We start from the raw sequence: 23,400 nt of genomic DNA on the forward strand, positions 1-23,400 counted from the left end.
CTGGGGGGGAGGCGTGGGCGGCAGTTGGGCTGTTTCTAAGTTTTGTGCTTTTAGTGGCAGTGCGATCGCGCTAGTTAATAACATTAAGCTTATTGACAACCAAAAATGGCAAGTAAAAAGGCGATCAGCAAGTCTACTACCCATGACAGCTACTAGATTTCATCCAAGGAATAAAAGGTGTAACGTTAGGCGCAGAGGCAGTAAGTATCACTTCGCCCTTAGAGCCTATTACCCATCCTTGAGCTTCCACAAGTGGATTTAATTCTGGCGGCTTTTGATTAGTAGGTGCAATTACCTTAGCTTGAGTTGCTTCAATTTCAATTGGCTTGCCCAAATCGGCTAAAGCAACATCACCTCTAAAAGCTTCTTTAGGAGTAGGCGGCAATCCACCGCGTCCTGTTACGACAAACTTACTACTTCTTGCCACGCTACCGCCACCCGACGAACAGCCTTGAGCAATCAATCCCGAAATATTAACTGGCTCTGCTGGTAAAGTTAGCAACGCACCTTCAGGATCGTTCTCTAGCCTATCAATTTCTACTACACCATCTACACCCCTTTCAGACGTGGCACTAATTTCACTATTAGGAGAAAGAAACAATCCTTTGGTTTTGATGCGAACGTTGCCGCCGTTACCGGAACCTTGAGCATTGGCTGTAATCTTGCTATTTCCTAGAACGGTTAACAGTTTTGTACCAATTGTGATATTGCCACCGTTTCCTTCTCCAGCATTAGTAGATACTTCACTCTTACCGCGCAATATCAACGATTCCAAATCCTGAAGAGTTATATTGCCGCCACCTTTGCCCGCTTCACTTGTAGCTGTAAGTTGTCCTTCATTATTTAAACTAATAGTACGAGCCGCGATCATCAAATTCCCTGCGTCTCCTGTTCCTGAACTACTTACAGCCACTCCAGATTTAGATCCATCAACAATTAAATTTGCAGTATTAATTTTGATGTCCCCAGCATTTCCAGAAGCTTGAGTACCACTTGACAAAGAGCCACCATTTTTTAGTTCTACAGATATAAGAGCATTCACTGTTAAATTTCCTGCGTTCCCTGTTGCAGACCTAATATTTCCAGAAGGTTCCACTAGGGCAGAAGAGTCCGTTGATATGCCTGCTCCGTCTTCAAGTATTAACTTACCAGTATTTACTGTTATGTCACCGCCCCTTCCAGTGGCTGTAGATAAGCTTGATAGGTTACTACTACGACCTTTGATCAAGAAAAGCTCCGAAGCATTGACTACTAAATTTCCTCCCGTTCCTACACCATCAGTTGTAGATAATACTTGTGAATTATCAGTTAATAGTATTTGCTTCCCTTGTAAACTAATATCACCACCGCTACCGCCACTGGCATTTAGGGTAGATGCGAATCTATTAAAACTGCGCTTTATTATGAAAATGTCTTGGAAGTTAGAAACGTTCTCATAACCCAGCAACCAACCTTTTGCTGTTGGGTTCAAGCTCACTACACTATTATTTGCGACGCTACCTACCTCAATTCTTCCACTTGGTGCTATTAACCTTCCGCCTTCTATATTCACTTCACCGCCGATTAGTCCTAAGGTCTGACCAGGCTGCACTGCCAGCCTAACTCCCTGTACACGAATACTTGTCTCAGTTCCTTGGTATTGCAAACCTGTAGGAGTATTTACTATCAGCAAGGAAGCAGCTTGAGGATTTGTAGCACTATACTGAATTCCATCAGAAAATATCGCGCTACTAGCGGTACTAGCTATAAACGAACCTTTCAAATCTAATTTAGCATTCGCTCCAAAGGTAATTCCGTTTGGATTAATCAAAAATAAATTAGCATCACCTATTACCCCAAGACTTCCAAGAATCTCGGACGGGCTACCTCCAGTTACTCTAGTTAATATGTTGCTAATTCCAGGTGGACTATTAAACAATACTTTTTGCTCTTCACCAATATTAAATTGTTTGAAACTATGAAATAAGTTGCTTCCTCTAGTTGCTCCACCATCAACTTGAGTGCTATTTGTGCCGTCAACATTGTTAATTATTGAGCTTTCAGTACCCAAAGTTTCATCAGGAATAGGTTGGGCTATTACGCACTTTATAGAGGCGGACACGCCGCCAACTAATAAAGAGATTGATAGCCCTAACCTCCAGGAAAAGTTATTTTGTCTCTGTATCATTGAGCAACTTGTTTGTATATAGTTCGTACGCTGTCACATACATGATTTTAGAAAATTATTAGTTGAACTTTTATAGCTCGTTCGAACTACATAATTTATCTAAATCTACCTAGGCATTGCTTTAACTTGTTCAAGATGGCAAGTAATGTGCTTGAGTTGGCTTTCACATAACATACAACTGTTCTATGCTTTTGGATCAGTTAACATATAGGATTACCATCATCACCCACTCTATGAACACATCCGTCCTCGTGCTGAGGTGGATCGCAAGGGCAGACTTCAAATTTCCTTACGTTTACTAGGAGCGATTGTCGTCCATTTTGGGAGACTTTGATTTCAATCTCAACTTTCCCTGACGAAGAAGACTTTTGAATTACTTCATTTAGTTCGCGATCGCTGAGTATATCAAGTAATAATGGATTGGCAGCCTTATTACTTAATCGTGTTTGTGTATCGTCAATCATGATTTTCTCCTTCTGAAATTATTTAGTACAACTAGCACTGAATTTAGATTCAATCAGGCTCGTGTCAATTTCGGAAAATTATGGAACAATTTTCAATTAATTTAAGTTGGATAGATCGCCAACCAAAAAAATCCTGATTTACTGTCAGTCTCTAACTTTCACTATCTATTAAGCATCCGCTACAAGCTACAATAGCTGTACACAATTCAAGGAAGCGATCGCTTATACCTAAGTAACTACAGCTTCTACAGCCTCAATCGCAGCTTCAAGAGCGATCGCAACATGAGTCCAATGAGTTCCCCCTTGGCAAAACACTACGTAGGGTTCTCGCAACGGGCCATCGGCGGAAAACTCGGAGGTACTACCATCGATAAATGTGCCACCAGCCATCACTAACAAGCTCTCATACCCTGGCATTTCTCCCGGAACAGGGTCTAAGTAAGAACCAATAGGAGAATGCTGTTGGATCGCCTTACAGAAGGCAATAATTTTTTGGGGCGAACCGAGTTTGATTGCTTGAATTACATCGCGCCTTTGAGCCATAGGTAAAGGATTTACTGGATAACCTAATTTGTCAAATACATAAGCGGTTAAATGGTTGCCTTTGATTGCTTCCCCTACCATTTGCGACGCGAGAAACAGCCCTTGAAATAGCAGCCGATTTTGGTCAAAGGTTGCCCCCCCATAACTACCAATTCCCGGCGCGGTCAGGCGACAAGCAGCCGCCTCTACCAAGTCAGCACGACCCGCAACATAGCCGCCAGCCGTGACAATTGTACCCCCAGGATTCTTAATTAATGACCCAGCAATTAAGTCCGCTCCTACGGCGGTGGGTTCTTTGTCTTCAATAAATTCCCCATAACAGTTATCGACAAAGCAAACAGTGTTGGGATTTTGCTGTTTGACGATCAGGGCGATTTTTTCAATATCAGCAATAGATAAGCTCGAACGCCAAGCATAGCCGCAGGATCGCTGAATTAATACTAATTTTGTGCGATCGCTTACTCCTTGTGTTAAAGCTTTATAATCGATCGTTCCTTCGTTAGTTAGATCCAATTGACGGTAACTAATGCCAAACTCTAATAGTGAACCTTGTCCGTTACCTCGGATACCAATTACTTCCTCTAGTGTGTCGTAAGGAGTACCTGCCACTGCTAACATTTCATCCCCAGGTCGAAGAACGCCAAATAAAGCACAGGCGATCGCATGAGTGCCAGAAACAAACTGTACTCTTACGGCGGCTGCTTCTGCGCCCATAATTTGAGCAAATACCTTGTCTAGAGTTTCTCGACCTAAATCATCGTGTCCGTAGCCACTTACTCCGGCAAAATGATGAACTCCTACCCGGTGGTCGCGAAAAGATGCTAAGACTTTTTCCAAGTTTTGCTTGACCTGGGAGTCAATTTTAGAAAAGATAGGAAGTAATGCTTGTTCTGCGGAACTGAGCATCTGGGCGCTGTTAATCATAACTTTTTCTGCTATCGAGATTAGTGAACCATTAATAATTCACTTAAGATCGGTAAGACCATTCGTATTAAGGGTACTGCATGACGATTGCCACCTCAACAAAACCCACACTTAACTGGGTAAATATCGCTTTTTTCGCGGTTCTACATATTGGAGCATTACTTGCCCTAATTCCTGGTACTTTTAACTGGAGAGCCGTAGGCGTTGCCTTCTTTCTCTACTGGGTAACTGGAGGATTGGGTATTACTTTAGGCTTTCATCGCCTAGTTACTCACCGTAGCTTTCAAACCCCCAAGTGGCTAGAGTATTTTTTAGCTTTTTGCGGAACCCTTGCTTGTCAGGGAGGGCCTTTTGAATGGATTGGAATGCACCGCATCCATCATTTGCATTCTGACCAAGATTTAGATCCCCATGATTCTAATAAAGGTTTCTGGTGGAGTCATTTAGGTTGGATGATTCATCACGCACCTGCCCAAGATGAACTTTCCCGTTACATCAAGGATATTTCTGATGACCCTGTTTATCAGTTTTACCAAAAAAACATGATCGGGATTCAAGTTGCTTTAGGAGTATTACTTTTACTTCTGGGTGGTTGGCCCTTTGTGATTTGGGGAATTTTTGTGCGCGTGGTAGTGGTTTATCATTGCACTTGGCTTGTAAATAGTGCGACTCACAAATTTGGTTATCGCAGCCATGAATCTGGAGACAATTCTACTAACTGTTGGTGGGTAGCTTTACTTGTTTTCGGTGAAGGTTGGCACAATAATCACCATGCTTTCCAGTATTCTGCTCGTCATGGTTTGCGATGGTGGGAATTTGATTTAACGTGGCTAACTATTCGCTTGCTGCAAACCCTCGGTTTAGCTACGAACGTTAAACTAGCCCCAGTACCAGTAAAACAGTAAAAAACTATAGCTTGGCTAGGTTAGGGATCAAACTTAAAACAAATTTTTGTTTAGCTTTTTTCTTTCGCAGCTTATACATTACTAAAAGTCGCTCCAACGAGAGCGGCTTTTTTATTGGTACAAAATACAACTGGGTTTAGCCTTTGGTTAAACTTGACAAAAAACTAAATGTATTAGCTATTTACCAAATAAAAACAGAAACTAAACCCAGTGCGATCGCTCTTAGCGCTGCGTTCCACGAAATCGCTCTTAGCGCTGCGCTAATTAAATTACCTTAACTTCCTAACGCCTGCCACGTACCGGAACTAAGCTTAAGTAATCTAAATCAAAAGCCGAGACTTTTTGCGCGTAGTTGTTGTTCGTATTAACGGCTGCTGCCATTTCGCGATATTTGCCAGGATCTCCTTCAGGGAGGCGGCGATCTTTGCTCTTGCGGCTGTAGTATTCTTCCAACGTAAAGCGCCAATCTGTTTTGACTGTGCCAACTTGTTCGCGGAAATCTGCGCCGTAACGAGGAGTTACGAGGTTAAAGGGTCTTCCCTCCATCCGCTTGCGTTGGTAAGGTACAACATTATCACCAAAAGCATCGGTATACTCCTGAGAATCTAGCAACGCATCAACAAAGCCATAAAAACCCAAAGTACCGATTTTAATTGACCAAGCAATTTCTTCGGCTTTGTTGTAAGCCGCACGACCTAAAAAGCGCTTGAGACAAACATCTACCAAGCGGTAGTTATTGTTTACCGATACAACAATCTCATAAAACCGTGCAGATTTAGCAAGACCCCGGATAAAGTCGCGGACGCTGATGCTACGATTTTTTACTTGAGATTCTAGTTGAATCTGACGATTTGCTCTTAGGGTTTCATGTTCGCTAAAAACTTGACGATAGCTTGCCCAAATTATTTCTTGAATTGCCGTCAAAGAGTCGGCGTTTTCAATCCGATAAATGTAAGGTGTTTCTTCATTGAGGTCTGCTTTGCCGAAGCTGGCGACGCGATGATTTTGAGTTGTGGGCTTGTATTCAAGCAACGGCAGTTCCATACTGCTTATCTCCATTAAATAGGGTGAATAATGTAGTCCTGACTTTTATAATCGGGCAGGAAAACTAGCCGAGGGATTAATTGAAGCGGCTGCTTCTTTATTATCCCGCGTCATGTCAGGAATTTGAATGTTAGCAGTCTGGACTGGCTGGGGTACAACAATACGGATACTGATGCTTTGCGCCATATCGATAAAGTTGTTGATATCGCCCCACTTGTATCGCTCAGTTTCTAGTTTGTCGCGCCAGTAGTTAGCATAGCGAGGCGTAACTAGATTAGTTGGCCTGTCTTTATAACGGCGGCGTTGAAAAGGTACGGTATTATCGCCAAAGCTACTACGATATTCTTCGCTATCGATTAAAGCATCAACAAAGCTACCCCAACCTAAAGTTGCAACTTTAATTGACCAGGCAATTTCTTCAGCTTGATTGTAAGGCGCTCTACCTAGTAATCGTTTGAGACATAATTCAACTAGGCGGTAGTTGGAGTTAGTCTCTACTACCAAGTTACGGAAAGCATCCGACTTTGCTATTCCTCGGATAAAATCGCGGACGCTAATAGAGCGGTTTTTTAGTTGCGATTCTAGTTGAACTTGGCGGTTAAATTGCAGAGTTTGGTGTTCGCTGAGAACTTGGCGGTAAGCAGCGTTGATTAATTCTAGTACGTCATTGGGATCGGGACAGTCTTCAATCCGGTAAATCCAAGGCGTATCTTCACTAGGTACTTCGTAGCCAGCGACGCGTTGATTTTGAGAAGAAGGTTTGTAGTCAAGTAAAGGGATTGACATGGTAATAACTTCGGGTGAGTTTTAGTGTAAACAAATTGCCTATACTTTGGGGTTCGCACTGGGGATGTAGCGGTAGGGTAAGGCGGCTTCTTTGGGCTTAACGGTACGTTCGATGGAATTTTGCCCTTGAGTCATATCAAGAAGTTCCATATTTTTGATTTGGGAAGTAACCGAAGCGATGGTACGTTGGTAGTTGTTTTCAGTTACTAACAGCCCTCCAGCCATTGACATAAAGTTGCTAGGAATAGCTTTGCGGACTAATTCTTTAGTTACGTCTCCAGTTTGGCGAGTTTGGTAGAAAGAACGTCCACCGATCGCAAGTATAGATTGGCGATCGCGAAAATCATTGCCGTAGCGAGGATTAACAAGGTTAAATGGTCTGTCTTTATAACGGCGACGTTGGTAAGGAATGATATCGTTACCAAAGTTTTGCCGATATTCTTCACCGTCAACTAATACATCTATAAAGCCATGTAAGCCGCGAGTAGCAATGACAATTGACCAGGCAATCTGTTCGTCTTTGTCATAAGTGGCGCGTCCTAAAAACCGCTTAAAGGTGATATCTACCAAGCGATAGTTAGAATTTGTTTCGCCGACTAATTCGCGGTATACTTCCGATTTACCCAATCCCCGGATAAAATCGCGGACTGTAATCGCCCGATTGCGTAATTGCGATTCTAAGTAGAGTTGGCGGTAACTTTCTAAAATTAAGTGTTCGCTGAAAATTTGCCGATAGCCTGCCCAAATTAGATCGTTAATATCTGATTCTGAAGTGGCATCGGCGGCGCGGTAGATTCTTGGTCTATCTTCGTCGGGGATTTCATAGCCTTCAACGCGCTGGTTTTGCGTTTTTGGTGTAACTTCAAGTAATGGTATTGACATAATACTGACCTATTTTTATACCTGAGATAAAACTTGTTGCGCCCAGATTATCCGCGATCGCACTTCCCTATCGGATTCCGTTTGAATTTGCAAGTCAAAATGAATTTTAATTTGCGCTGCTAATTCGGGAATATTTGCTAGTGCTTGCAATCCAACTATTGCCGCATAACGAATTGACCAATCCCCATCGCTGGAGATTGATAAAAGTGTTTGCATGGCTTTTTGCCACGCCGGATAAACCTGCTCTGGGTCTAATTGCTGCCAATGCAAGGTTCCTAGTCCTTTTGCTGCTGACCGACGGACGCTAGGCGCGAAATCTGTAGCGGCGGACTCAAGGAATAGTTCTAAAGCGTGGGGATCGCCAATTGCTGCTAAAGCCCGAATTGAGTAAGCTCTTGCTCCATAGTTATACTCATCTAATTGTTCCATTAATGGTTGCACGGAATCCGTGCCTAGTTCAATTAGTCCGGCTACGGCAGCGATCGCAGCAGTAGGGTTGTTATAGCCCAACACAGCAATTAAAGTAGAAATAGCGGACTTATCCTTAACGGCGACTAAAGCCTGTACTGCTGCCACTAATTGGGCAGGTTCAGACGCTTGTTCGACGGCTTGGATTAGTTGAAGGACTACCATTAAAAATTAGCGATTTATAGTAAAGAATCCATCAGACTCATGATCTCGATAGCAGACTCAGATAAATTGGCTTCTGAGGCAAGATGTGCCAATAATCCTTTAAGAGCAATGAGCTTAAAACTGCTTTCAACAGCACATTTTGCGATCGCCTCGGCGGCGGGTAAATAACCAATTGCGCCCAAATCTGTCAAAGCTACCCGACGTAACTTGACATCGTTGCCATTAAGTGCATTAACTAAACGCTGCCCATAGGCATCATTTTGAGTCAATTGGTACAAAGCACGTAAGGCGGCGTACTGTACTTTTACGATAGGCTGATTTAGGAATGGTTCAATTAGTGGCACAGTTTCCGTTGCGCCCAAACTTCCCAACGCTTCAATTACAGCTTCGCAAGGCTCAACAGCATGAGGTCTGCCCGTAACTTGCTTTGTTGCTTCTACTCCATCCTTAAGTAGCAACTTTAAAGCGGGGATAGCAGCAGTAGTGCCGAGCATTTCCAACGATTGAGCGGCAGCTTCGCGCACGTAAAAGTCTGAACATTCCAACGATTGAATCAAACTAGGAATGGCGCTTCTATCTCCCAACTTTCCCAACGCTCTAGCAGCATTGCGGCGCAAAGGGTAATCGCCAAGCTCAGTACGGTGATCTTCGTCAGCCAAAGCAACAATCAAAGCGTTTACGGCTGCCTTTGTGCGGATACGGAATTTTCCTAACCACCAAGCGGCATAGTAGCGCAGACTTAAATCTTCTTGCTGCAAAGATGCGATCGCACTTTCTTCAGTTAACGGCGTTACAGCTTCAGGACTAGAATCAACCATCAGCATTTTAGCTTTTAGTTAAAGATTCTATATTCACAATTTTGCCGCCTAAACGAGTAATGCGTTGCATTTCCTCATTCATGCGGCTGTATGGCACAGTAACAAATACGCTACCACTACGGCGAATGCCATGATTATTCTTGTCAGTTTCTTCGTTTTGCTTTAAGCCAGTAACTTCATAACGAAATACCCGACTAGCTGAGGAAGAAATTCCGCCAGTTTCGACGATTGTTTGACCGAACATTATTTAAGGCTCCTTATAGTTATTTTGCTTTTTCTTGAGCGCCTGTAGCTTTACCCTTACCTTCAGCTTCTAGATTTTGGTTAGCTGTAGCAGCTTCAATTTTTGCTTGACTGTTACTATGTTCTAGTTTCAATGGTTCAATGCTGACAATTTTGCCACCCATACGGTTGATGCGGTGCATTTCTTCATTCATGCGATTGTATGGCACTGTAATATAAAAGCTGCCACTCTCGCGGATCGGATAGCTGAGTTGGTCTGTTTCGTAAGTCTGTCGCATCCCTTCAACTTCGTAGCGAAACATCCGATTTTCGGCTCCACTAAGCCGACTACTACCAAGTGCAGTTTGACCAAACATCTATTATTGCTCCCGTAAATTAATAAATAGCTGCTAGCCCTTAGTTCGATCAAATTTTCTCAAAAAAGTTGAATCTAATTGCTAACAGCCACTAGCTTAAGCTGGTGTAACGCTGACGATTCTGCCGCCTTTTCGGACGATTTCTTGGTACTTTTGCGATAGCCGCTCGTAGGGAACCATAATCGCTGTAGCACTGCGACGTACGTAAGGATAACCTGGTTGCAGAATTCCTGTGACTTCAATTTTGAACATCCGTCCGCTTTCTTGAGGAGTCCCGCCTAAAGCTTTAGCCGAAGCGGAGTCTTGAGGAATAGCACTGCCATGTCTCCAACTTGAGCCGCCACCAGAGGGCTTAACGATTGTTCCAGCTTTGTTTTGACCAAGTTCGCGGGTAAGCCGGGGAGATTTGCCGCCTACTGAACCGCGATCACTACTAGCATAACCTCGATACAATCGAAACATCCGAGTAAAGCCTACGGTTCTAACTCCCGCATCTACCATGAACCCGGTATAGTAAGGAACAACGCTATTGCCAAACTTCTGCTCGTATTCAATGCTATCAATGTAAGAATCAATGTCTACATCGTAGCCTTGCTCCTCGCACTGTCCGGTATGAATTGCCCATTCGGCTTCATCGTAGGGAGCGCGACCTAATAGGTGCTTAAAGTTGAGTTCAACAAAACGTTGATTTGAATTTGGGTAGAAAAATTTATTTTTGTATAATTCAGATTTAGCCACCGCGCGGACAAATTCGCGTACTGTGATGCTGCCTTGTCTTAGTAACGATTCTGCCGAGATCAGGCGCTCGGATTTCATAATATAGTCGTTACCCAACACCTGACGATAGACGGATCTAATTACCGTTTGCAAATCGCTCTCTGTCCAATCTGGACGCAGTTCAATTCGTGAGGAAGCATCAAACGCAGAAAGCCCAAGCGATCCGGCATTTGCTAAATTGTTCACCATTAAAGCGCTCATACACCGTCCCTATGCAACTATTCAGATTTTTATAATGAGGCTCTTGAAAAACAATGCCCGGAAAAATTAGTAACTGTTAGCAACAATTTATTTGTCGCGCCAACACTCACTGATTCTTCCGGGCAAACTACTTTAAAACTAGCTTAGGGCGCTAATTGCGTAGTCGATGTATGTGTTGGTTTGGTTGGCTTCTTGTCCGCTCATACCATGATTTGCTTTGACGTGGTTCAAAGCTTCAATGTACCAGCTAGGAGATAGCTCAAAAGAACGGTTGATTTCATCTAATCCAGCGATTAAATACTCATCCATTGGGCCAGTACCACCAGCAATTAGGCAGTAAGTAACCATGCGGAGGTAGTGACCAATATCACGAGCGCACTTAGCTTTACCGCGTGAATCTGCGGCGTACTGAGGCCCTTGCATTTGGGTGGTGTAGGGGAATTTTTGGTAAACTGCATTAGCAGCACCGTCAATTAGCTTCTGTGAGCTTTGTGTTAAGCCACGAGCAGCATTTAAGCCAGCGTTAGCTTGAGCAAATCTACCATTGGCTGCTTGTAATTCGGTATTACCCAAAAAACGGCCTTGAGTATCAGCAGATGCGATCGCTTCAGTAATTGGTGTTTTCATTTTTTAGATTTCTCCTTTAAACTTGTTTTGCAATTGTTTTTCAAGTATTTGACTTAACTAATTGTTAGTTAAGCAACAGAAGAGGCAGCGCGGTCGAAATAGCTCGCTAGTTCAGACATGATTGCACTGCAATCGCCTTGAACAATACCGGAAGCTTTAGCATCGTTAGCAATGTTGATAGCGATGTCTTTCATTTTTTGTACGCCGGAAGCTGTAGAACCACCGGGTACGCCTAGGGCTTGGTAAGTTTCACGCAAGCCATTTAAGCAGCGATCATCTAATACACTAGCGTCGCCTGCCATTAAGGCATAGGTAACGTAACGTAAGATAATTTCCATGTCGCGCAGACAAGCTGCCATGCGACGGTTGGTGTAAGCGTTTCCGCCTGGTTGGATTAGTTGGGGCTGATCTTCAAACAAAGCGCGTGCAGCGTCAGAAACGATGCTAGAAGCATTGGTACTGATTCGGTTTACTGCGTCAATACGCTTGTTGCCTTCTTTAACCATGCTTGACAGTGCATCAAACTGATTGCTGCTCAAAAATTCACCTTTTGAATCAGCCTGAGAAACTACCTTAGCGAATGCGTCTAACATGAACTCAATTCTCCTAATTGCTTAACTTTTGAGTGCAGTTTTGCTAAAAAGCGAAAATGTTGGATAGATAAAACAGACACAAAAACATTCTACTCAAGCCGCCGATCGTTTTTTTCTCTTAGTCCCTCTTAAGGTTTTGAACCTTGAGAGCGAGAAATCTGAGAAATTTCTTTTTTATATGAGAAATGAGCGAACTTGACTAAATCATGGCTTTGGCTGTTGTTTATCCTCTCTAGGTTATGTTTATACAATGCTGTTGCGACCATGTTTATTACAAATTATGAATGCTAGCTTTTAAGCTTTTTTATAAGTCAGGCTGATTGAATGGCAACAATTACAGGCTTTTATTCACCTAATTCTTCGTTACAAAACTTAATAGTATTTCTACCTACAACAAATTTAATTAGCAGTTTAATATTATCTTTATATTTCTCTAAAGGTAGCAAGAGCAACAAACCTAGACAAAATACAAAAGCAAAAATAAATATTTGAGTAAACTTATATAACAAAATTATTTCTAAATATTGCTAATAATTGCGGAAGTTCTGCGCCGTAAAACCTCCAAAAGAGTCAAAAATGCTGTTGGTAGGGGTGCAGTAACTGAAATAAGTTGACAAGTTACAGGATGAAGCAGTTGGAGTTTCCAAGCATGGAGAACTTGACCGGGGAGATTTACGCCGATATCTTTACCGGAACTATAAAGAGGATCGTTGACAATCGGATGACCAATATAAGCGCTATGGACGCGAATTTGATGGGTGCGCCCGGTTTCTAGCTGAAAGTGCATCAGGGTGTAGTTGTCTAGCCTTTCGGTAATTTCCCAGTGGGTAACAGCATTGCGCCCACCTTTTTCAATCAGGACAACAGCCATTTTTTTGCGGTCTACCGGGTGGCGACCGACCGGAAGGTCAATTGTGCCTTTTAAGGTAGCTGGAACGCCGTAGACAACGCCTAAATAGTCTCTCCGGGCTGTTTTAGCTTTTAGCTGGGCTTGCAAGTGTTGTTGAGCAAAATCTGTTTTGGCGATCGCAATTGCCCCTGTTGTATCTTTATCTAAACGATGAACAATTCCCGGACGCTGTACGCCGCCGATTCCTGGTAAATTGGGACAGTGAGCAAGTAAGGCGTTAACTAGAGTTCCGTCGGGATGACCGGGCGCAGGATGAACAACTAAACCCGCAGGCTTGTTGACAATTAGCAAGGAATCATCTTCGTAGAGAATATCGAGAGGTATGTTTTCAGCTTTGAGGTCTAGAGGTTGGACATCAGGGATTTGAATGTAAATGCGATCGCCTTTTTGAACGGTAGCTTTTTTAGTTAGGCAGATTTTACCATTAACTTGAACGTTTCCTTGGGCGATTAATTGTTGGAGACGAGAACGAGATAAATCGCTGAGATTTTGGGCAAGATAGACATCTAATCTTTCGCCTTGTTCTTCAATTTGTAAACTAATTTCTATCACAGGTTTTCTGGGTCAATTCCTCGTTCTTGAAGCAAAGCGCGGAGAGCTTGCAATTGAGATTCAGCTTGTTCGGCTCGTTCTTCGGCTTGTGTGATTCGTTTTTGGGCTTGTTCGGCTCGTTCCTCGGCTTGTTGCCTTTGCTGTTCTACCTCTAAATAACTAAGAAATAATTGACCGTCAGGGCGATAAATTTTTAGTTCATCTTCAGGCAATTCAAATCTTATGCCTAAACGCGGACTCATCCACCCAGCCACTTGTTCGATAGCTTCTAGTTCGTCTCCAGAGCGCAGCCAAACTAACAATTTATTACTATCTGGGTCATAAAGATAATATTCTTCTACGCCGTAGCTTTGATAAAATCTGTATTTGTTAGTCATCTCCTTAGTGGTATTTCCAGGGGAGAGAATCTCAAAAACTACTTGGGGAGCAATATTGTCTTCTTTCCATTGCTGATAAGATCCGCGATCTCCTTTTGGTCTGCCAAAAGCTACCATAACATCGGGAGCAACTCTAAGCTTGTTGTTACCTTCAGTGGGATACCAAAGTAAGTCGCCAGCAACAAACACATTTGCATCATTTGCAAACAATAAATCCAAGTTTTTTTTAATCAGTACAATCAATTCAAACTGCTTGGTATTGTCTGCCATCGGTTGCCCGTCACTGTCGGGGTAGATGATATCTTTTTGAGTGACATCGGAGGCTACCATTGCTGTTCTCTCAATCGTTGGATGTTAATTTATTTATTTTAACTAATTGCTTGGTCGATACAATAAAACTAGCTAATTGGGCGATAGCTAGGCAAAATATGATGTAAGTTTACTACTTCCCCAATAACTGCGATCGCCGGAGCGCTAAATTGAGATTCTTCCACCTGCTTGACAATTGTTGCTAACGTTCCAACTAATTCTTCTTGCTCGATTCTTGTCCCCCAACGTACTAAAGCAATGGGAGTATCTACACTTAATCCGGCTAATTGCAACTGCTCAATAATGTAGGGTAAATTGTGAATTCCCATGTAAACTACAATCGTTTCTGAGCCATGAGCGATCGCACTCCATTTGACGATTGGGCGGTACTTTCCTGCGCCTTCATGCCCGGTGACAAAGGTAACTGAGGAGCTATAGTCTCGATGAGTTAATGGGATGCCTGCATAGGCTGGGGCAGCGATTCCTGAAGTTACGCCGGGGACAACTTCTACTGCTATTCCAGCTTTTATTAAGTCTGCCATTTCTTCGCCACCGCGACCAAATACAAACGGATCGCCACCTTTTAAACGTACTACTACAGCGTTATTTTGAGCTTTATTCATTAATAATTGAGTAATTTCTGCTTGACTTAAAGAATGACGACCTCGACGTTTTCCGGCATCCAATTTTTCAGCTTGAGGATTAATCATTTGCAAAATTGCCGCGCTAACTAAAGCGTCATAAACTACGACATTCGCACACTCTAATAGTCCTTTACCTTTAAGCGTAAATAGTCCCGGATCTCCTGGCCCTGCACCTACTAAGTAAACCTTTCCCAAACACTTTTTCTCTGTGTTATCGTTCATTAATCAATTAAATTAATAATTAAATTTGTAAGTTCTGTACTAGCGCCTAATGGTTCAACTAATTGGAAATTAATCGCAGGAAATTGTATTTTTAGCTCGTCTACCTTAGCAGTAATTGCATCAGTTATCCCACCCGCAAATAAGAAGTATGGCACAATGCCAATTTTTTTATAGCCAATATTAGCTAACTTTTCTACCTGTGTCTCTAATTTTGGTTGTATAGCCCAGTAAGCCGAAAATACGCCTAATTTCCTGGCAATTTCTTCTACAGGCGCTAAAGCGCCAGGGCGGCGGCTACCATGAGCGATTAGTATCCATGCTTCGACGGTAGTATTTGCCATCTGCTGGGTTAATAACTCAATTAAGCCCGTCCCCGTACCTAAATGAGCTTGCAAGTCTATAGTTATTTTCGGGCTGCTGATTTGCCTTGCTTTTTCTACTTCTTCAGGTATGTCTTCCATGACATGAACTCCAGGAAGCAGAAATAAAGGCAAAATTTTCAATCGGTCGCATCCGTGAGCTAATGCGCGATCGCACTTTTGTTTAATCTGTTCATGTAAAGGGAGCGGATCTAACTCTAAGTAAGCTATATCTACTAAGGGTTCTATAACTGTCAGTAAATTGTCAGCACTTTTACGGGAGTTATTTTTGCTGGTACTAACATCTAATAACTTGTGTTGATAAATTATTTTAGCTAGTTGCTCCATAGCAATTTGAGGACGCGGATCTCGGCTTCCATGAGCTACTAACAAATAGGCTGAAGGCATTAGGTAAGTATTTAGTTGCAACTTGTACTTATTTTATTAATATAGGCGCTCGCATCCTACTTAGTCTGTATAGTTTGCTGCGTTATGGGTTGGCAATTAAACATCCAATTTTAAAATTTTTATATTCAAACGTAGTATTTTTAACATAAAAAGTAGAAGTCAGCAGTATATTTACTGCTGACTTCTATTAGTTAAATTAGGCTAATCACGTAAATTACTTAGCTTGACTTTCTACGGCTGGGTCGGCAATATACCGGAAAGTTGGCTCAGAATTCCAAGGACCGCGCTCATCTTTGCCATTAGATGATAAGTTGTAGTAGATATCAACGGTTTCATCGGGTTGAATGCTACCAAACATTGGATCGGTTAATTTACCCATCGCATCCAACGCTTTCATAAACATCTGCGTATGAGAAATCTCTCTAGTCAATAAATGCACAAGAGTCTTTTTTGTACCTTCGTCAGTAGCTAACTTAATCAAAGCTTCGTAAGTTTGACGCGCTCCAGCTTCGGCAGCAATATTTGCTCTAAGATCGCGGACTACATCTCCACCTTCATTAAGGTAGCTTGCCGTCCAAGTATTGCCTTGACTATCTAGAAAGTGTGGCCCCATACCACGTACCGCGAACAAAGTACTCTTATAAGCTTCGGTTTGATCAACGTTTTTTGTATGAGCCTCGATCATTTTTCCTACCATCTCCAAGTGACCAAATTCTTCTATGGCAATATCTTGGAGCATATCTTTGATGCCTGCATCTTCAATATGAAAAGATTGTACCCAGTACTGCAAAGCTGCGGATAATTCACCTGTAGCTCCACCGAATTGCTCTAAAAGTAGTTGAGCAAAGCGCGGATCGGCTTCCTTAATATCTACTGTATGAATAGTCTCTTTCTTGTGAAAAAACATGAATTTCTCTCTTTTATAAAAATAGATCGGCAGACTAGCAAACTACCTGACTTTTGACTCAACCTAAATAATTATTGTTAAATAACTTTAGTCTTGCTTCTTTTTTATGTTAGTAGATGCATTAAACGCTATCATGCACCTTAAGAAAGATTTGGTATTTGAACTTACGTGGTAAAAATTAACATTACATGCTTTTACGAATGAATAAAATTATATTCCTACTTGATTAAAAGCTATTTTATACAAATATGTATTTGAAATTGTAAATTAATATTTTATTGTGATTTGGCAGAATAAGTATAAAAGTTTTGCATTACTCCAACTGTTTGAAAACGATATAGAGGCACAACAGAACTAATTGACAAGTTAGTGCGATAAATACTAAAGAAAATAAAATTTTGTCTTTGCGTACTGCGAACAATAATTTGCTTTATCTGCGGACGGTTGGAGTCGATTAAGGAGGCACATGAGTCTTGAACTAATGCTTCAAAAGCTTTAGGTACTTGGCTACAAACATCCTCTTTTAAATAAGTAGTAAGTTGTTCTGCTGCATATTCTTCATAAGTTGAGGAATCTGGGTTAGTTGTCGCCATTGCTATCCCTAACCCAGCTAAAATAAATAAACTAATGGATGCAAGCGGTTTTAAGCTTTTCATTATTTATTTTTGATACTAGTTCGTTATACCCGTTATGTGCAGCCTTAGTTAACGCCGATACCAATTAGCAATCTTTTGCGGAGAGATACTGAGTAAGTAAGCAATTATTGCTACTTGATTAATGAAAATAGTTTGCATGATTCCTAACTTTTGCCAGCGCCTTTTTGAAGTAATAACGGGAGTAGAAATAATTGCAATGCGTCCTCTACGTCTCAAACAACAAATTAGTTCAAAATCTTCCATAATTGGTAAATTAGCAAATCCCCCTAATTCGTGGAATAGGTGAGCCTTGAGGAATATAGCTTGATCTCCGTAGGGTAACGCGAAAATGCGCGATCGCATATTTACACCCATTTCCACTAATCTTAACCTCCATAAAGCGCTATCAATTCTCAAGGCAAACGCACCCGCCACAACATTACTCGCAATTGCTCGATAAACCATAGTATCAAATTGAATCGGTAAACGAGTATCAGCGTGCAGAAATAACAGAATCTCTCCGGTTGCAGTCTGTGCGCCAGCGTTCATTTGTTGGGCGCGACTAGCAGTATTAGATACTAAAACTTTTACTCCTAAATCTTTTACTATTTGCACCGTGCTATCTTGGCTACCGCCATCGACAACAATTACCTCGACATTTTTTGTACTAGCAATAGTAGCAGCAATATTTTCAGCCTCATTTAAAACAGGAATAATTACAGAAATACGAGCAGAATGTATCAAAATCTGGTGACTACCGAAATGAAAACGGAACAAGTTTATTGAAAAACAGTCAACATTAAGAAAAATTTTCGTGGGTTAAATCGTTGATAGTAAAGATTTTAGCTGAGAGGACTAAGTTACAATAGTTCTCAGTACAAGCTTTACTGGAAGGTCTTTGTCTCACTTTAAGCAAAGGGCATTGACAATCGCATCTTATCCCACAATACAAGAATTAAAGGCTTTTTAAGTCTGTTTTTTATTCATCATGCTTACTCAACATCGCAAGCCTGTAAGTTTGTCTCTAGTCTCCACAGACCTACCCCTATGGTCAGTTGTAGAAACTGCTGCAACACTATATCAAAAAACCTGCGAACAGTTCCATATAGTCTTGCACGAACCACCGTTGCAGCAGTTAGAACTAGCTACTCCTCGTTTACTCTGGCTTGATATTTCCCCTTACCGGGTAACAATGAGTATGCAAGCAAGCGGTAAAGTAAGTTATCGTCACTCATGGCAACAAGGCGCTTATGGGTATAGCTACTATTGGTTGCAAAGTCAATCATTCAAACCTCAAGAGCAATTGCGATTGCGTAATTTTACCTGTAATTTAAAATTGGTTGGGCAAACTTTGCCGGAAAATTTGCGTTTGGAATATGAGTTATGGTCGGAAAAAGTGCAAATGGGACGCTATACACTGAATTTAGATATTCACCATTAACTTATTGCGAATCATTGACGATAAGAGTGCGATGACCTATACTAATCATCGGATGTATTTGCAAATAATTTGCAACAACTAGGAAGCGGCGCGATCTCACAACATGGGAAACGATACACTACAAACTAAGGCAAAGCTATTATTGAGTCGCAGACAATTTTTAGAAGTTGCTTTAGCCGGGGTAGGTGTTACGGGTGCAGCCTTTGCTTATCAAGCACTCAATCAAAAGTCTACACCTGTGCGAATCCCGAACATCTCCTCTAATGACTTGCCAAAAGATAGCAATAACCCGATGGCAATCTTGCGGGATTTTGATTATGGAACGGTAAAGCGGGAAAAAGGACGGACGGTTAGAGAGTATAAAATTGTTGCTGAAAATTCAACAATTGCTTTAAATAGTGCCGTTGATTTTAATACTTGGAACTTTAATAATCGCATCCCAGGGCCAACACTAAGGGCAACTCAAGGCGATCGCATCCGGGTAGTATTTTACAATAATGGCGGACATTCCCATTCTATGCACTTTCACGGTATTCATCCGGCGGAAGCTGATGGTTTGCGCCCTGTACGTCACGGAAATGCGGCAATTTATGAATTTGATGCCGAACCTTTTGGCGTTCAATTATACCATTGCCATGTTGAACCTGTAACACGGCACATTAGCAAGGGATTGTATGGAATGTTGATTATCGATCCGCCCAAACCTCGCCCCCCGGCTGATGAAATCGTGCTAGTTATGGGAGGATTTGATACAAACGATGATAACAAAAATGAGTTTTACGCCTTCAATGGGCAACCAAATTATTATAAAACTCATCCGATTCCTATCTATCAAAATCAGCTAGTGCGGCTTTATTTGCTTAACATGATTGAGTTCGATCCGGCAGCTACTTTTCACCTCCATGCTAACTTTTTTCAAGTTTATAGAACGGGTAGAACTCTTAAACCTACGGAAGAAAGCGACGTAATTACAATGGGGACGGCGGAGAGACATATTTTAGAATTTGCTTACAAATATCCGGGCAAATATATGTTCCATCCTCATCAAGATGCGATCGCCCAAGAGGGATGTATGGGTTTATTTGAAGTTTTTCCAGCAATTTAGTAAAGTTTTTCACTCACAGTAAATAAATACCATGTCTATTCTACGATTTTTGTCTCTCACTTTTGCGGCGGCTATGCTCTCAGTTTTATTTAGCTGCAATCAAACGCCATCTGTTACAACGCCAAATGTTGCGCCTAGTAACGTTTCTAGTCCTGTGGTAGTTGCAAGCAAAAACAGAATTAATATTAATAATGCTATTTTATCGGAGTTAGATAAATTAGAGGCAAAGTTAGGTATTCCGGCTTTATCTAACCAAATTCAAGCCCAACGTCCTTATGGCAGCCCTGAAGAATTAGTAAGTAAAAAGGTAATTAATCAAGCTCAATACGAGCAAATTAAAGACATGGTGACAATTGAGGATATTGTGCTTACAGGTGTTGCTAAAGATGTCGATTACATGACTAAGTTGGGATTAATGAAGGGACACTTGTTCGTGGCTAAAGAACTCCTAGACTTACAAAAACCCGCTCAAGCTGAACCTCATATTGGACATCCAGTAGAAGAAATTTATGTAGATGTAGAGGATCAATTAAACGAGCGTAATGTCCCAGAATTTAAAACAAGTTTGATTAGTTTGCAAGACTTGGTGAAAGCTAAATCTGCAAAAATAGATACTAATTTTACTGAAGCTGTAAAATCGGTAGATAATGCGATCGCATTTTTGCCAGACGCAATGCGATCTTCGCCAGAATTTGTCTTACAAGTAATCAACGGATTGCTAGACACGGCTAATTCTGAATATACCGCAGCGATCGCCAATGGCAAAATATCCGCCGCCATTGAGTATCAAGACTCGCGTGGTTTTGTTATTTATGCAGAGGAGTTATACAAAGGTATTTCCAGCCAAGTAAGCGCCGCAAGTGCAGATACCGATAAATTGATTGCTAGTAACATGAGCGAATTAAGTAAAAATTGGCCCTCTGTGATTCCTCCCGCTACGCCTGTAAATCCTCCTGCTGTAGTTACACAGTTGATTAAAACCATTGAAAAAGAGTCGCAGAAAGTGTTAGACAGTAATACCACTACTAACTAATAAAAAATATGCGCGAACTTGACCAAGAAAAAGCGATTACTTTGCTTAACTCCATCATGGAATGCGAATTGGCGGGAGTAGTACGTTATACTCATTATTCCTTGATGGTGACAGGCCCCAATCGCATCCCGATTGTAGATTTTTTTAAAATGCAAGCAACCGAATCTCTTACCCACGCCCAGCAAGTAGGGGAAATCCTCACAGGGTTAGAAGGACATCCCAGTTTAAAAATTGCGTCAATGGAAGAAACTTTCCAACATTCAGTCAAAAATATTCTGGAAGAAAGTTTGAATCACGAAAAGCGCGCGTTAGACTTGTATAAATTGTTGCTTGAGACGGTCAGTGATGCTAGCGTCTATTTAGAAGAATTTGCGCGGACAATGATCGGTACGGAAGAATTGCATAACATAGAAATAAAAAAAATGTTGCGTGATTTTAGCGGTAGTGCGGTTTAAAGACATCCAAAAACTAATGTAGAGACGTTGCATTGCAACGTCTCTACATTAAAATTCCTATTTCCGCCAAAATTAAAATACCAAAAATAAACTTATGAATTTTAGTGCGGCTATACCTACATTTGTAATTACTCTTCGCGAAGGAGTAGAAGCAGCATTAGTAGTAGGAATCGTACTTGCTTGCTTAAAAAAAGCTGGACAAAAGCGATTAAACTCTTGGGTTTACGCGGGTGTAGGAGTAGGAATAGTTGTTAGTGCTTTAGTGGGAATACTTTTTAGCCTCTTAATCCCTATTATTAGCGCCGCTAATCCAAAGTACACGACGGTAGTTGAACCCTTATTAGAGGGAGGATTTAGTGTAATTGCGATCGCCATGCTGAGTTGGATGTTAGTGTGGATGACTAGCCAAGCTAGATTTATGAAGGCGCAAGTAGAAGGAACAATTAGCGCGGCTTTGCAAGACAAAAATGCTGGCTGGGGCGTTTTCACCTTGATTTTGATTGCTGTAGTGCGAGAAGGCTTTGAAACCGTACTATTTATTACTGCCAACTTTCAACAAGGCTTATTCCCGGCTTTTGGGGCTGTAGCAGGGGTTTTAACCGCCGCCTTTATAGGAGTATTGCTGTTTCAATGGGGAGTCAAAATTAACATTCGTTTGTTTTTTAAAACTATGGGGGTGTTATTGCTACTAATTGTCGCCGGATTAGTTGTCTCTGCTTTAGGACACTTTGACGTAGCTTTTGCAACGTTGTCACAAATGGATCGATCTTCTCAAGGCTTATGCTTTTACTACGAACGATTTACTAAAAATCCTTCCTGTATTTTAGGCGCAAGAGTTTGGAATACATCAAAAATACTGCCCGATGACCAGTTTCCAGGAGTAGTATTTAATGCTTTGTTTGGCTATACAGAAAATCTGTTTATTGTGCAAGCTATCGCTTACGTCGTGTTTTTGCTAACTATAGGTAGTATCTATTTTCGGAGTTTAGGCGGTAAAGTAAATAAAAAAACTGAGCCTTCACTTCAATTACCGTTAAGCACAGGGCGAGATTAAGCTGAAAAATAATATGGCTTTAGTCAAAGAATTGTTTACGCATCCAGTCAAAGGGCTAACTCCACAGAAATGCGATCGCGTATTTTTGCTCTGCGATCATGGCATTCCGGGCGATCGCGCTTTTGCTTTAATGTACGATGTTACTACTGATATTCCCGACACTGCCATACCTTGGATGCAGAAAAAAAACTTTGCGATGCAGTGCGATTTACCAGTTTTAGCCGCTTTAAATTGCCAGTACGACAGTAATACTACAATTATGAGTATTAATCAGGGCAATCGGGAGTTACTAAGCGCTGCAACTAATACTTTAGAAGGACGCGATCGCCTAAGTAGCTTTTTTAGCGCGTATATAGCCCCCCACCGTCCCCAGAAAGGAACTTTGCGCCTAGTTGGCGATCCAGGAGGTAAAACCCGTTATAGCGATCGCCAACCTGTGCATATATCCTTAGTTAGTCAAGCGACTTTAGACGCACTTTCAAGCGCCGCAGGACAAGAAATCGACGCGCGGCGTTTTCGTCCTAACGTTGTGTTAGAAGGCGTACCCGCTTGGGAAGAATTTAACTGGGTAGGGCAAGAATTACAAATAGGACAAGCAAGAATTAGAATCTCTGCGCCAATTACTCGTTGTCTAAATATTGATGTTAACCCTGATACGGGAGAGCAAGATATTAAGCTTTTTTCCTTACTAAAGCAGCACTTTGGGCATAAAGAAACGGGTGTAGTAGCGCGAGTAATTAGTAGCGGAGATGTAGCGGTAGAGGAAATAGTTAGCGAATAGTTGTTGTGCGATCACTTGTAGTAGCGCAAGTATTGCTAAAGACAACGGAGAAGGGGAGATTCGAACTCCCGGAAGCTTTCACTTCATCTGATTTCAAGTCAGACGCAATCGACCACTCTGCCACCTCTCCAATTCAGTCGGTCAAAACTGACAGATGACTATCATAGCTTAGGATGACACTTACTGCACCAATTAATTTATTAACTGGTAAGCAATACTATAGAAGTTGGGATCAAGATTGATAA

Annotated in this window: 28 protein-coding genes and 1 tRNA gene; 8 read left to right on the forward strand and 21 right to left on the reverse strand. The window is 41.7% G+C overall.

The features are described 5' to 3' along the window. Positions 1–136: 136 nt before the first annotated feature. From C7B70_RS17785 to C7B70_RS17795, 3 genes are all read right to left on the reverse strand, one after another. Entirely contained in the window at positions 137–2,167 is a 2,031-nt protein-coding gene (locus C7B70_RS17785) for a filamentous hemagglutinin N-terminal domain-containing protein (RefSeq protein ID WP_106370341.1), read from the reverse strand. Between the two features lie 200 nt (positions 2,168–2,367). Continuing rightward, the gene (locus C7B70_RS17790) at positions 2,368–2,631 is read right to left on the reverse strand and encodes a hypothetical protein (protein ID WP_106370342.1); all 264 of its coding nucleotides are present in this window, start codon (positions 2,629–2,631) and stop codon (positions 2,368–2,370) included. A 228-nt stretch (positions 2,632–2,859) separates the two neighbouring features. Continuing rightward, positions 2,860–4,098 carry a methionine gamma-lyase family protein gene (locus tag C7B70_RS17795; protein ID WP_199192339.1) on the reverse strand — a complete coding sequence of 413 codons (1,239 nt, stop codon included), beginning with the start codon at positions 4,096–4,098 and terminating at the stop codon, positions 2,860–2,862. An 80-nt stretch (positions 4,099–4,178) separates the two neighbouring features. On the opposite strand from C7B70_RS17795, the gene C7B70_RS17800 reads away from it, so the two are divergent. Then, positions 4,179–5,003 (forward strand): acyl-CoA desaturase, encoded by an 825-nt coding sequence (locus C7B70_RS17800; RefSeq protein ID WP_106370343.1) that lies wholly within the window; start codon positions 4,179–4,181, stop codon positions 5,001–5,003. Positions 5,004–5,146: 143 nt separating this feature from the next. Then, positions 5,147–5,281: a hypothetical protein gene (locus C7B70_RS28430; protein WP_255409353.1), complete on the forward strand. Its 135-nt coding sequence runs from the start codon at positions 5,147–5,149 to the stop codon at positions 5,279–5,281. 4 nt (positions 5,282–5,285) lie between these two features. Here the strand turns inward: C7B70_RS28430 and C7B70_RS17805 are convergent, their stop codons facing one another. From C7B70_RS17805 to C7B70_RS17885, 17 genes are all read right to left on the reverse strand, one after another. Continuing rightward, entirely contained in the window at positions 5,286–6,047 is a 762-nt protein-coding gene (locus C7B70_RS17805; protein ID WP_106370344.1) for a phycobilisome rod-core linker polypeptide, read from the reverse strand. Between the two features lie 45 nt (positions 6,048–6,092). Then, on the reverse strand, positions 6,093–6,833 hold the full coding sequence (locus tag C7B70_RS17810) for a phycobilisome rod-core linker polypeptide (RefSeq protein ID WP_106370345.1): 741 nt from the start codon (positions 6,831–6,833) through the stop codon (positions 6,093–6,095). Positions 6,834–6,872: 39 nt separating this feature from the next. Beyond that, positions 6,873–7,715, reverse strand: coding sequence for a phycobilisome rod-core linker polypeptide (locus C7B70_RS17815; RefSeq protein ID WP_106370346.1), 843 nt, complete (start codon positions 7,713–7,715; stop codon positions 6,873–6,875). A 15-nt stretch (positions 7,716–7,730) separates the two neighbouring features. Further along, positions 7,731–8,348 (reverse strand): HEAT repeat domain-containing protein, encoded by a 618-nt coding sequence (locus C7B70_RS17820; protein ID WP_106370347.1) that lies wholly within the window; start codon positions 8,346–8,348, stop codon positions 7,731–7,733. Between the two features lie 14 nt (positions 8,349–8,362). Further along, positions 8,363–9,166 (reverse strand): HEAT repeat domain-containing protein, encoded by an 804-nt coding sequence (locus tag C7B70_RS17825; RefSeq protein ID WP_106370383.1) that lies wholly within the window; start codon positions 9,164–9,166, stop codon positions 8,363–8,365. Between the two features lie 7 nt (positions 9,167–9,173). Then, on the reverse strand, positions 9,174–9,410 hold the full coding sequence (locus tag C7B70_RS17830) for a phycobilisome linker polypeptide (RefSeq protein ID WP_106370348.1): 237 nt from the start codon (positions 9,408–9,410) through the stop codon (positions 9,174–9,176). Between the two features lie 19 nt (positions 9,411–9,429). Further along, positions 9,430–9,765 (reverse strand): phycobilisome linker polypeptide, encoded by a 336-nt coding sequence (locus C7B70_RS17835; protein ID WP_106370349.1) that lies wholly within the window; start codon positions 9,763–9,765, stop codon positions 9,430–9,432. A gap of 96 nt (positions 9,766–9,861) precedes the next feature. After that, the gene (locus C7B70_RS17840; RefSeq protein ID WP_106370350.1) at positions 9,862–10,743 is read right to left on the reverse strand and encodes a phycobilisome linker polypeptide; all 882 of its coding nucleotides are present in this window, start codon (positions 10,741–10,743) and stop codon (positions 9,862–9,864) included. Between the two features lie 138 nt (positions 10,744–10,881). After that, entirely contained in the window at positions 10,882–11,370 is a 489-nt protein-coding gene (cpcA, locus tag C7B70_RS17845; protein ID WP_106370351.1) for a phycocyanin subunit alpha, read from the reverse strand. A gap of 68 nt (positions 11,371–11,438) precedes the next feature. Next, positions 11,439–11,963: a phycocyanin subunit beta gene (locus C7B70_RS17850; RefSeq protein WP_106370352.1), complete on the reverse strand. Its 525-nt coding sequence runs from the start codon at positions 11,961–11,963 to the stop codon at positions 11,439–11,441. Positions 11,964–12,480: 517 nt separating this feature from the next. Continuing rightward, positions 12,481–13,425 (reverse strand): RluA family pseudouridine synthase, encoded by a 945-nt coding sequence (locus C7B70_RS17855; RefSeq protein ID WP_106370353.1) that lies wholly within the window; start codon positions 13,423–13,425, stop codon positions 12,481–12,483. Then, the gene (locus C7B70_RS17860) at positions 13,422–14,132 is read right to left on the reverse strand and encodes a Uma2 family endonuclease (protein WP_106370354.1); all 711 of its coding nucleotides are present in this window, start codon (positions 14,130–14,132) and stop codon (positions 13,422–13,424) included. Before C7B70_RS17860 ends, C7B70_RS17855 begins: the two co-directional genes overlap by 4 nt. 68 nt (positions 14,133–14,200) lie before the next feature. After that, complete coding sequence (gene cobA / locus C7B70_RS17865) at positions 14,201–14,977, reverse strand: uroporphyrinogen-III C-methyltransferase (RefSeq protein ID WP_106370355.1); 777 nt, start codon at positions 14,975–14,977, stop codon at positions 14,201–14,203. Further along, positions 14,977–15,744, reverse strand: a complete 768-nt coding sequence (locus tag C7B70_RS17870; RefSeq protein ID WP_106370356.1) for a sirohydrochlorin chelatase — start codon at positions 15,742–15,744, stop codon at positions 14,977–14,979. The genes cobA and C7B70_RS17870 overlap by 1 nt, the downstream gene beginning before the upstream one ends. 214 nt (positions 15,745–15,958) lie before the next feature. Next, positions 15,959–16,651 carry a manganese catalase family protein gene (locus C7B70_RS17875; protein ID WP_106370357.1) on the reverse strand — a complete coding sequence of 231 codons (693 nt, stop codon included), beginning with the start codon at positions 16,649–16,651 and terminating at the stop codon, positions 15,959–15,961. A 275-nt stretch (positions 16,652–16,926) separates the two neighbouring features. Next, the gene (locus C7B70_RS17880) at positions 16,927–17,307 is read right to left on the reverse strand and encodes a DUF4359 domain-containing protein (protein WP_106370358.1); all 381 of its coding nucleotides are present in this window, start codon (positions 17,305–17,307) and stop codon (positions 16,927–16,929) included. Between the two features lie 48 nt (positions 17,308–17,355). Beyond that, complete coding sequence (locus tag C7B70_RS17885) at positions 17,356–18,030, reverse strand: TIGR04283 family arsenosugar biosynthesis glycosyltransferase (protein ID WP_106370359.1); 675 nt, start codon at positions 18,028–18,030, stop codon at positions 17,356–17,358. 244 nt (positions 18,031–18,274) lie between these two features. Between C7B70_RS17885 and C7B70_RS17890 the strand changes: the two genes are divergently transcribed. From C7B70_RS17890 to C7B70_RS17915, 6 genes are all read left to right on the forward strand, one after another. Further along, entirely contained in the window at positions 18,275–18,727 is a 453-nt protein-coding gene (locus tag C7B70_RS17890) for a hypothetical protein (RefSeq protein WP_106370360.1), read from the forward strand. A gap of 103 nt (positions 18,728–18,830) precedes the next feature. Continuing rightward, a complete protein-coding gene (locus C7B70_RS17895) occupies positions 18,831–19,832 on the forward strand; it encodes a multicopper oxidase domain-containing protein (protein ID WP_106370361.1) in 1,002 nt (333 codons plus the stop codon). 31 nt (positions 19,833–19,863) lie between these two features. Further along, a complete protein-coding gene (locus C7B70_RS17900; RefSeq protein WP_106370362.1) occupies positions 19,864–20,865 on the forward strand; it encodes a helix-hairpin-helix domain-containing protein in 1,002 nt (333 codons plus the stop codon). Positions 20,866–20,873: 8 nt separating this feature from the next. Continuing rightward, positions 20,874–21,320: a bacterioferritin gene (locus tag C7B70_RS17905; protein ID WP_106370363.1), complete on the forward strand. Its 447-nt coding sequence runs from the start codon at positions 20,874–20,876 to the stop codon at positions 21,318–21,320. A 94-nt stretch (positions 21,321–21,414) separates the two neighbouring features. After that, positions 21,415–22,374, forward strand: a complete 960-nt coding sequence (locus C7B70_RS17910; protein ID WP_106370364.1) for an FTR1 family protein — start codon at positions 21,415–21,417, stop codon at positions 22,372–22,374. Between the two features lie 13 nt (positions 22,375–22,387). Further along, complete coding sequence (locus C7B70_RS17915; RefSeq protein WP_106370365.1) at positions 22,388–23,155, forward strand: MOSC domain-containing protein; 768 nt, start codon at positions 22,388–22,390, stop codon at positions 23,153–23,155. 45 nt (positions 23,156–23,200) lie between these two features. Here the strand turns inward: C7B70_RS17915 and C7B70_RS17920 are convergent. Continuing rightward, positions 23,201–23,285 (reverse strand) — tRNA-Ser (locus C7B70_RS17920). Between the last annotated feature and the right edge of the window lie 115 nt (positions 23,286–23,400).

Source organism: Chlorogloea sp. CCALA 695 (assembly GCF_003003885.1).
In the GTDB taxonomy this organism is placed as follows: domain Bacteria; phylum Cyanobacteriota; class Cyanobacteriia; order Cyanobacteriales; family Chroococcidiopsidaceae; genus Aliterella.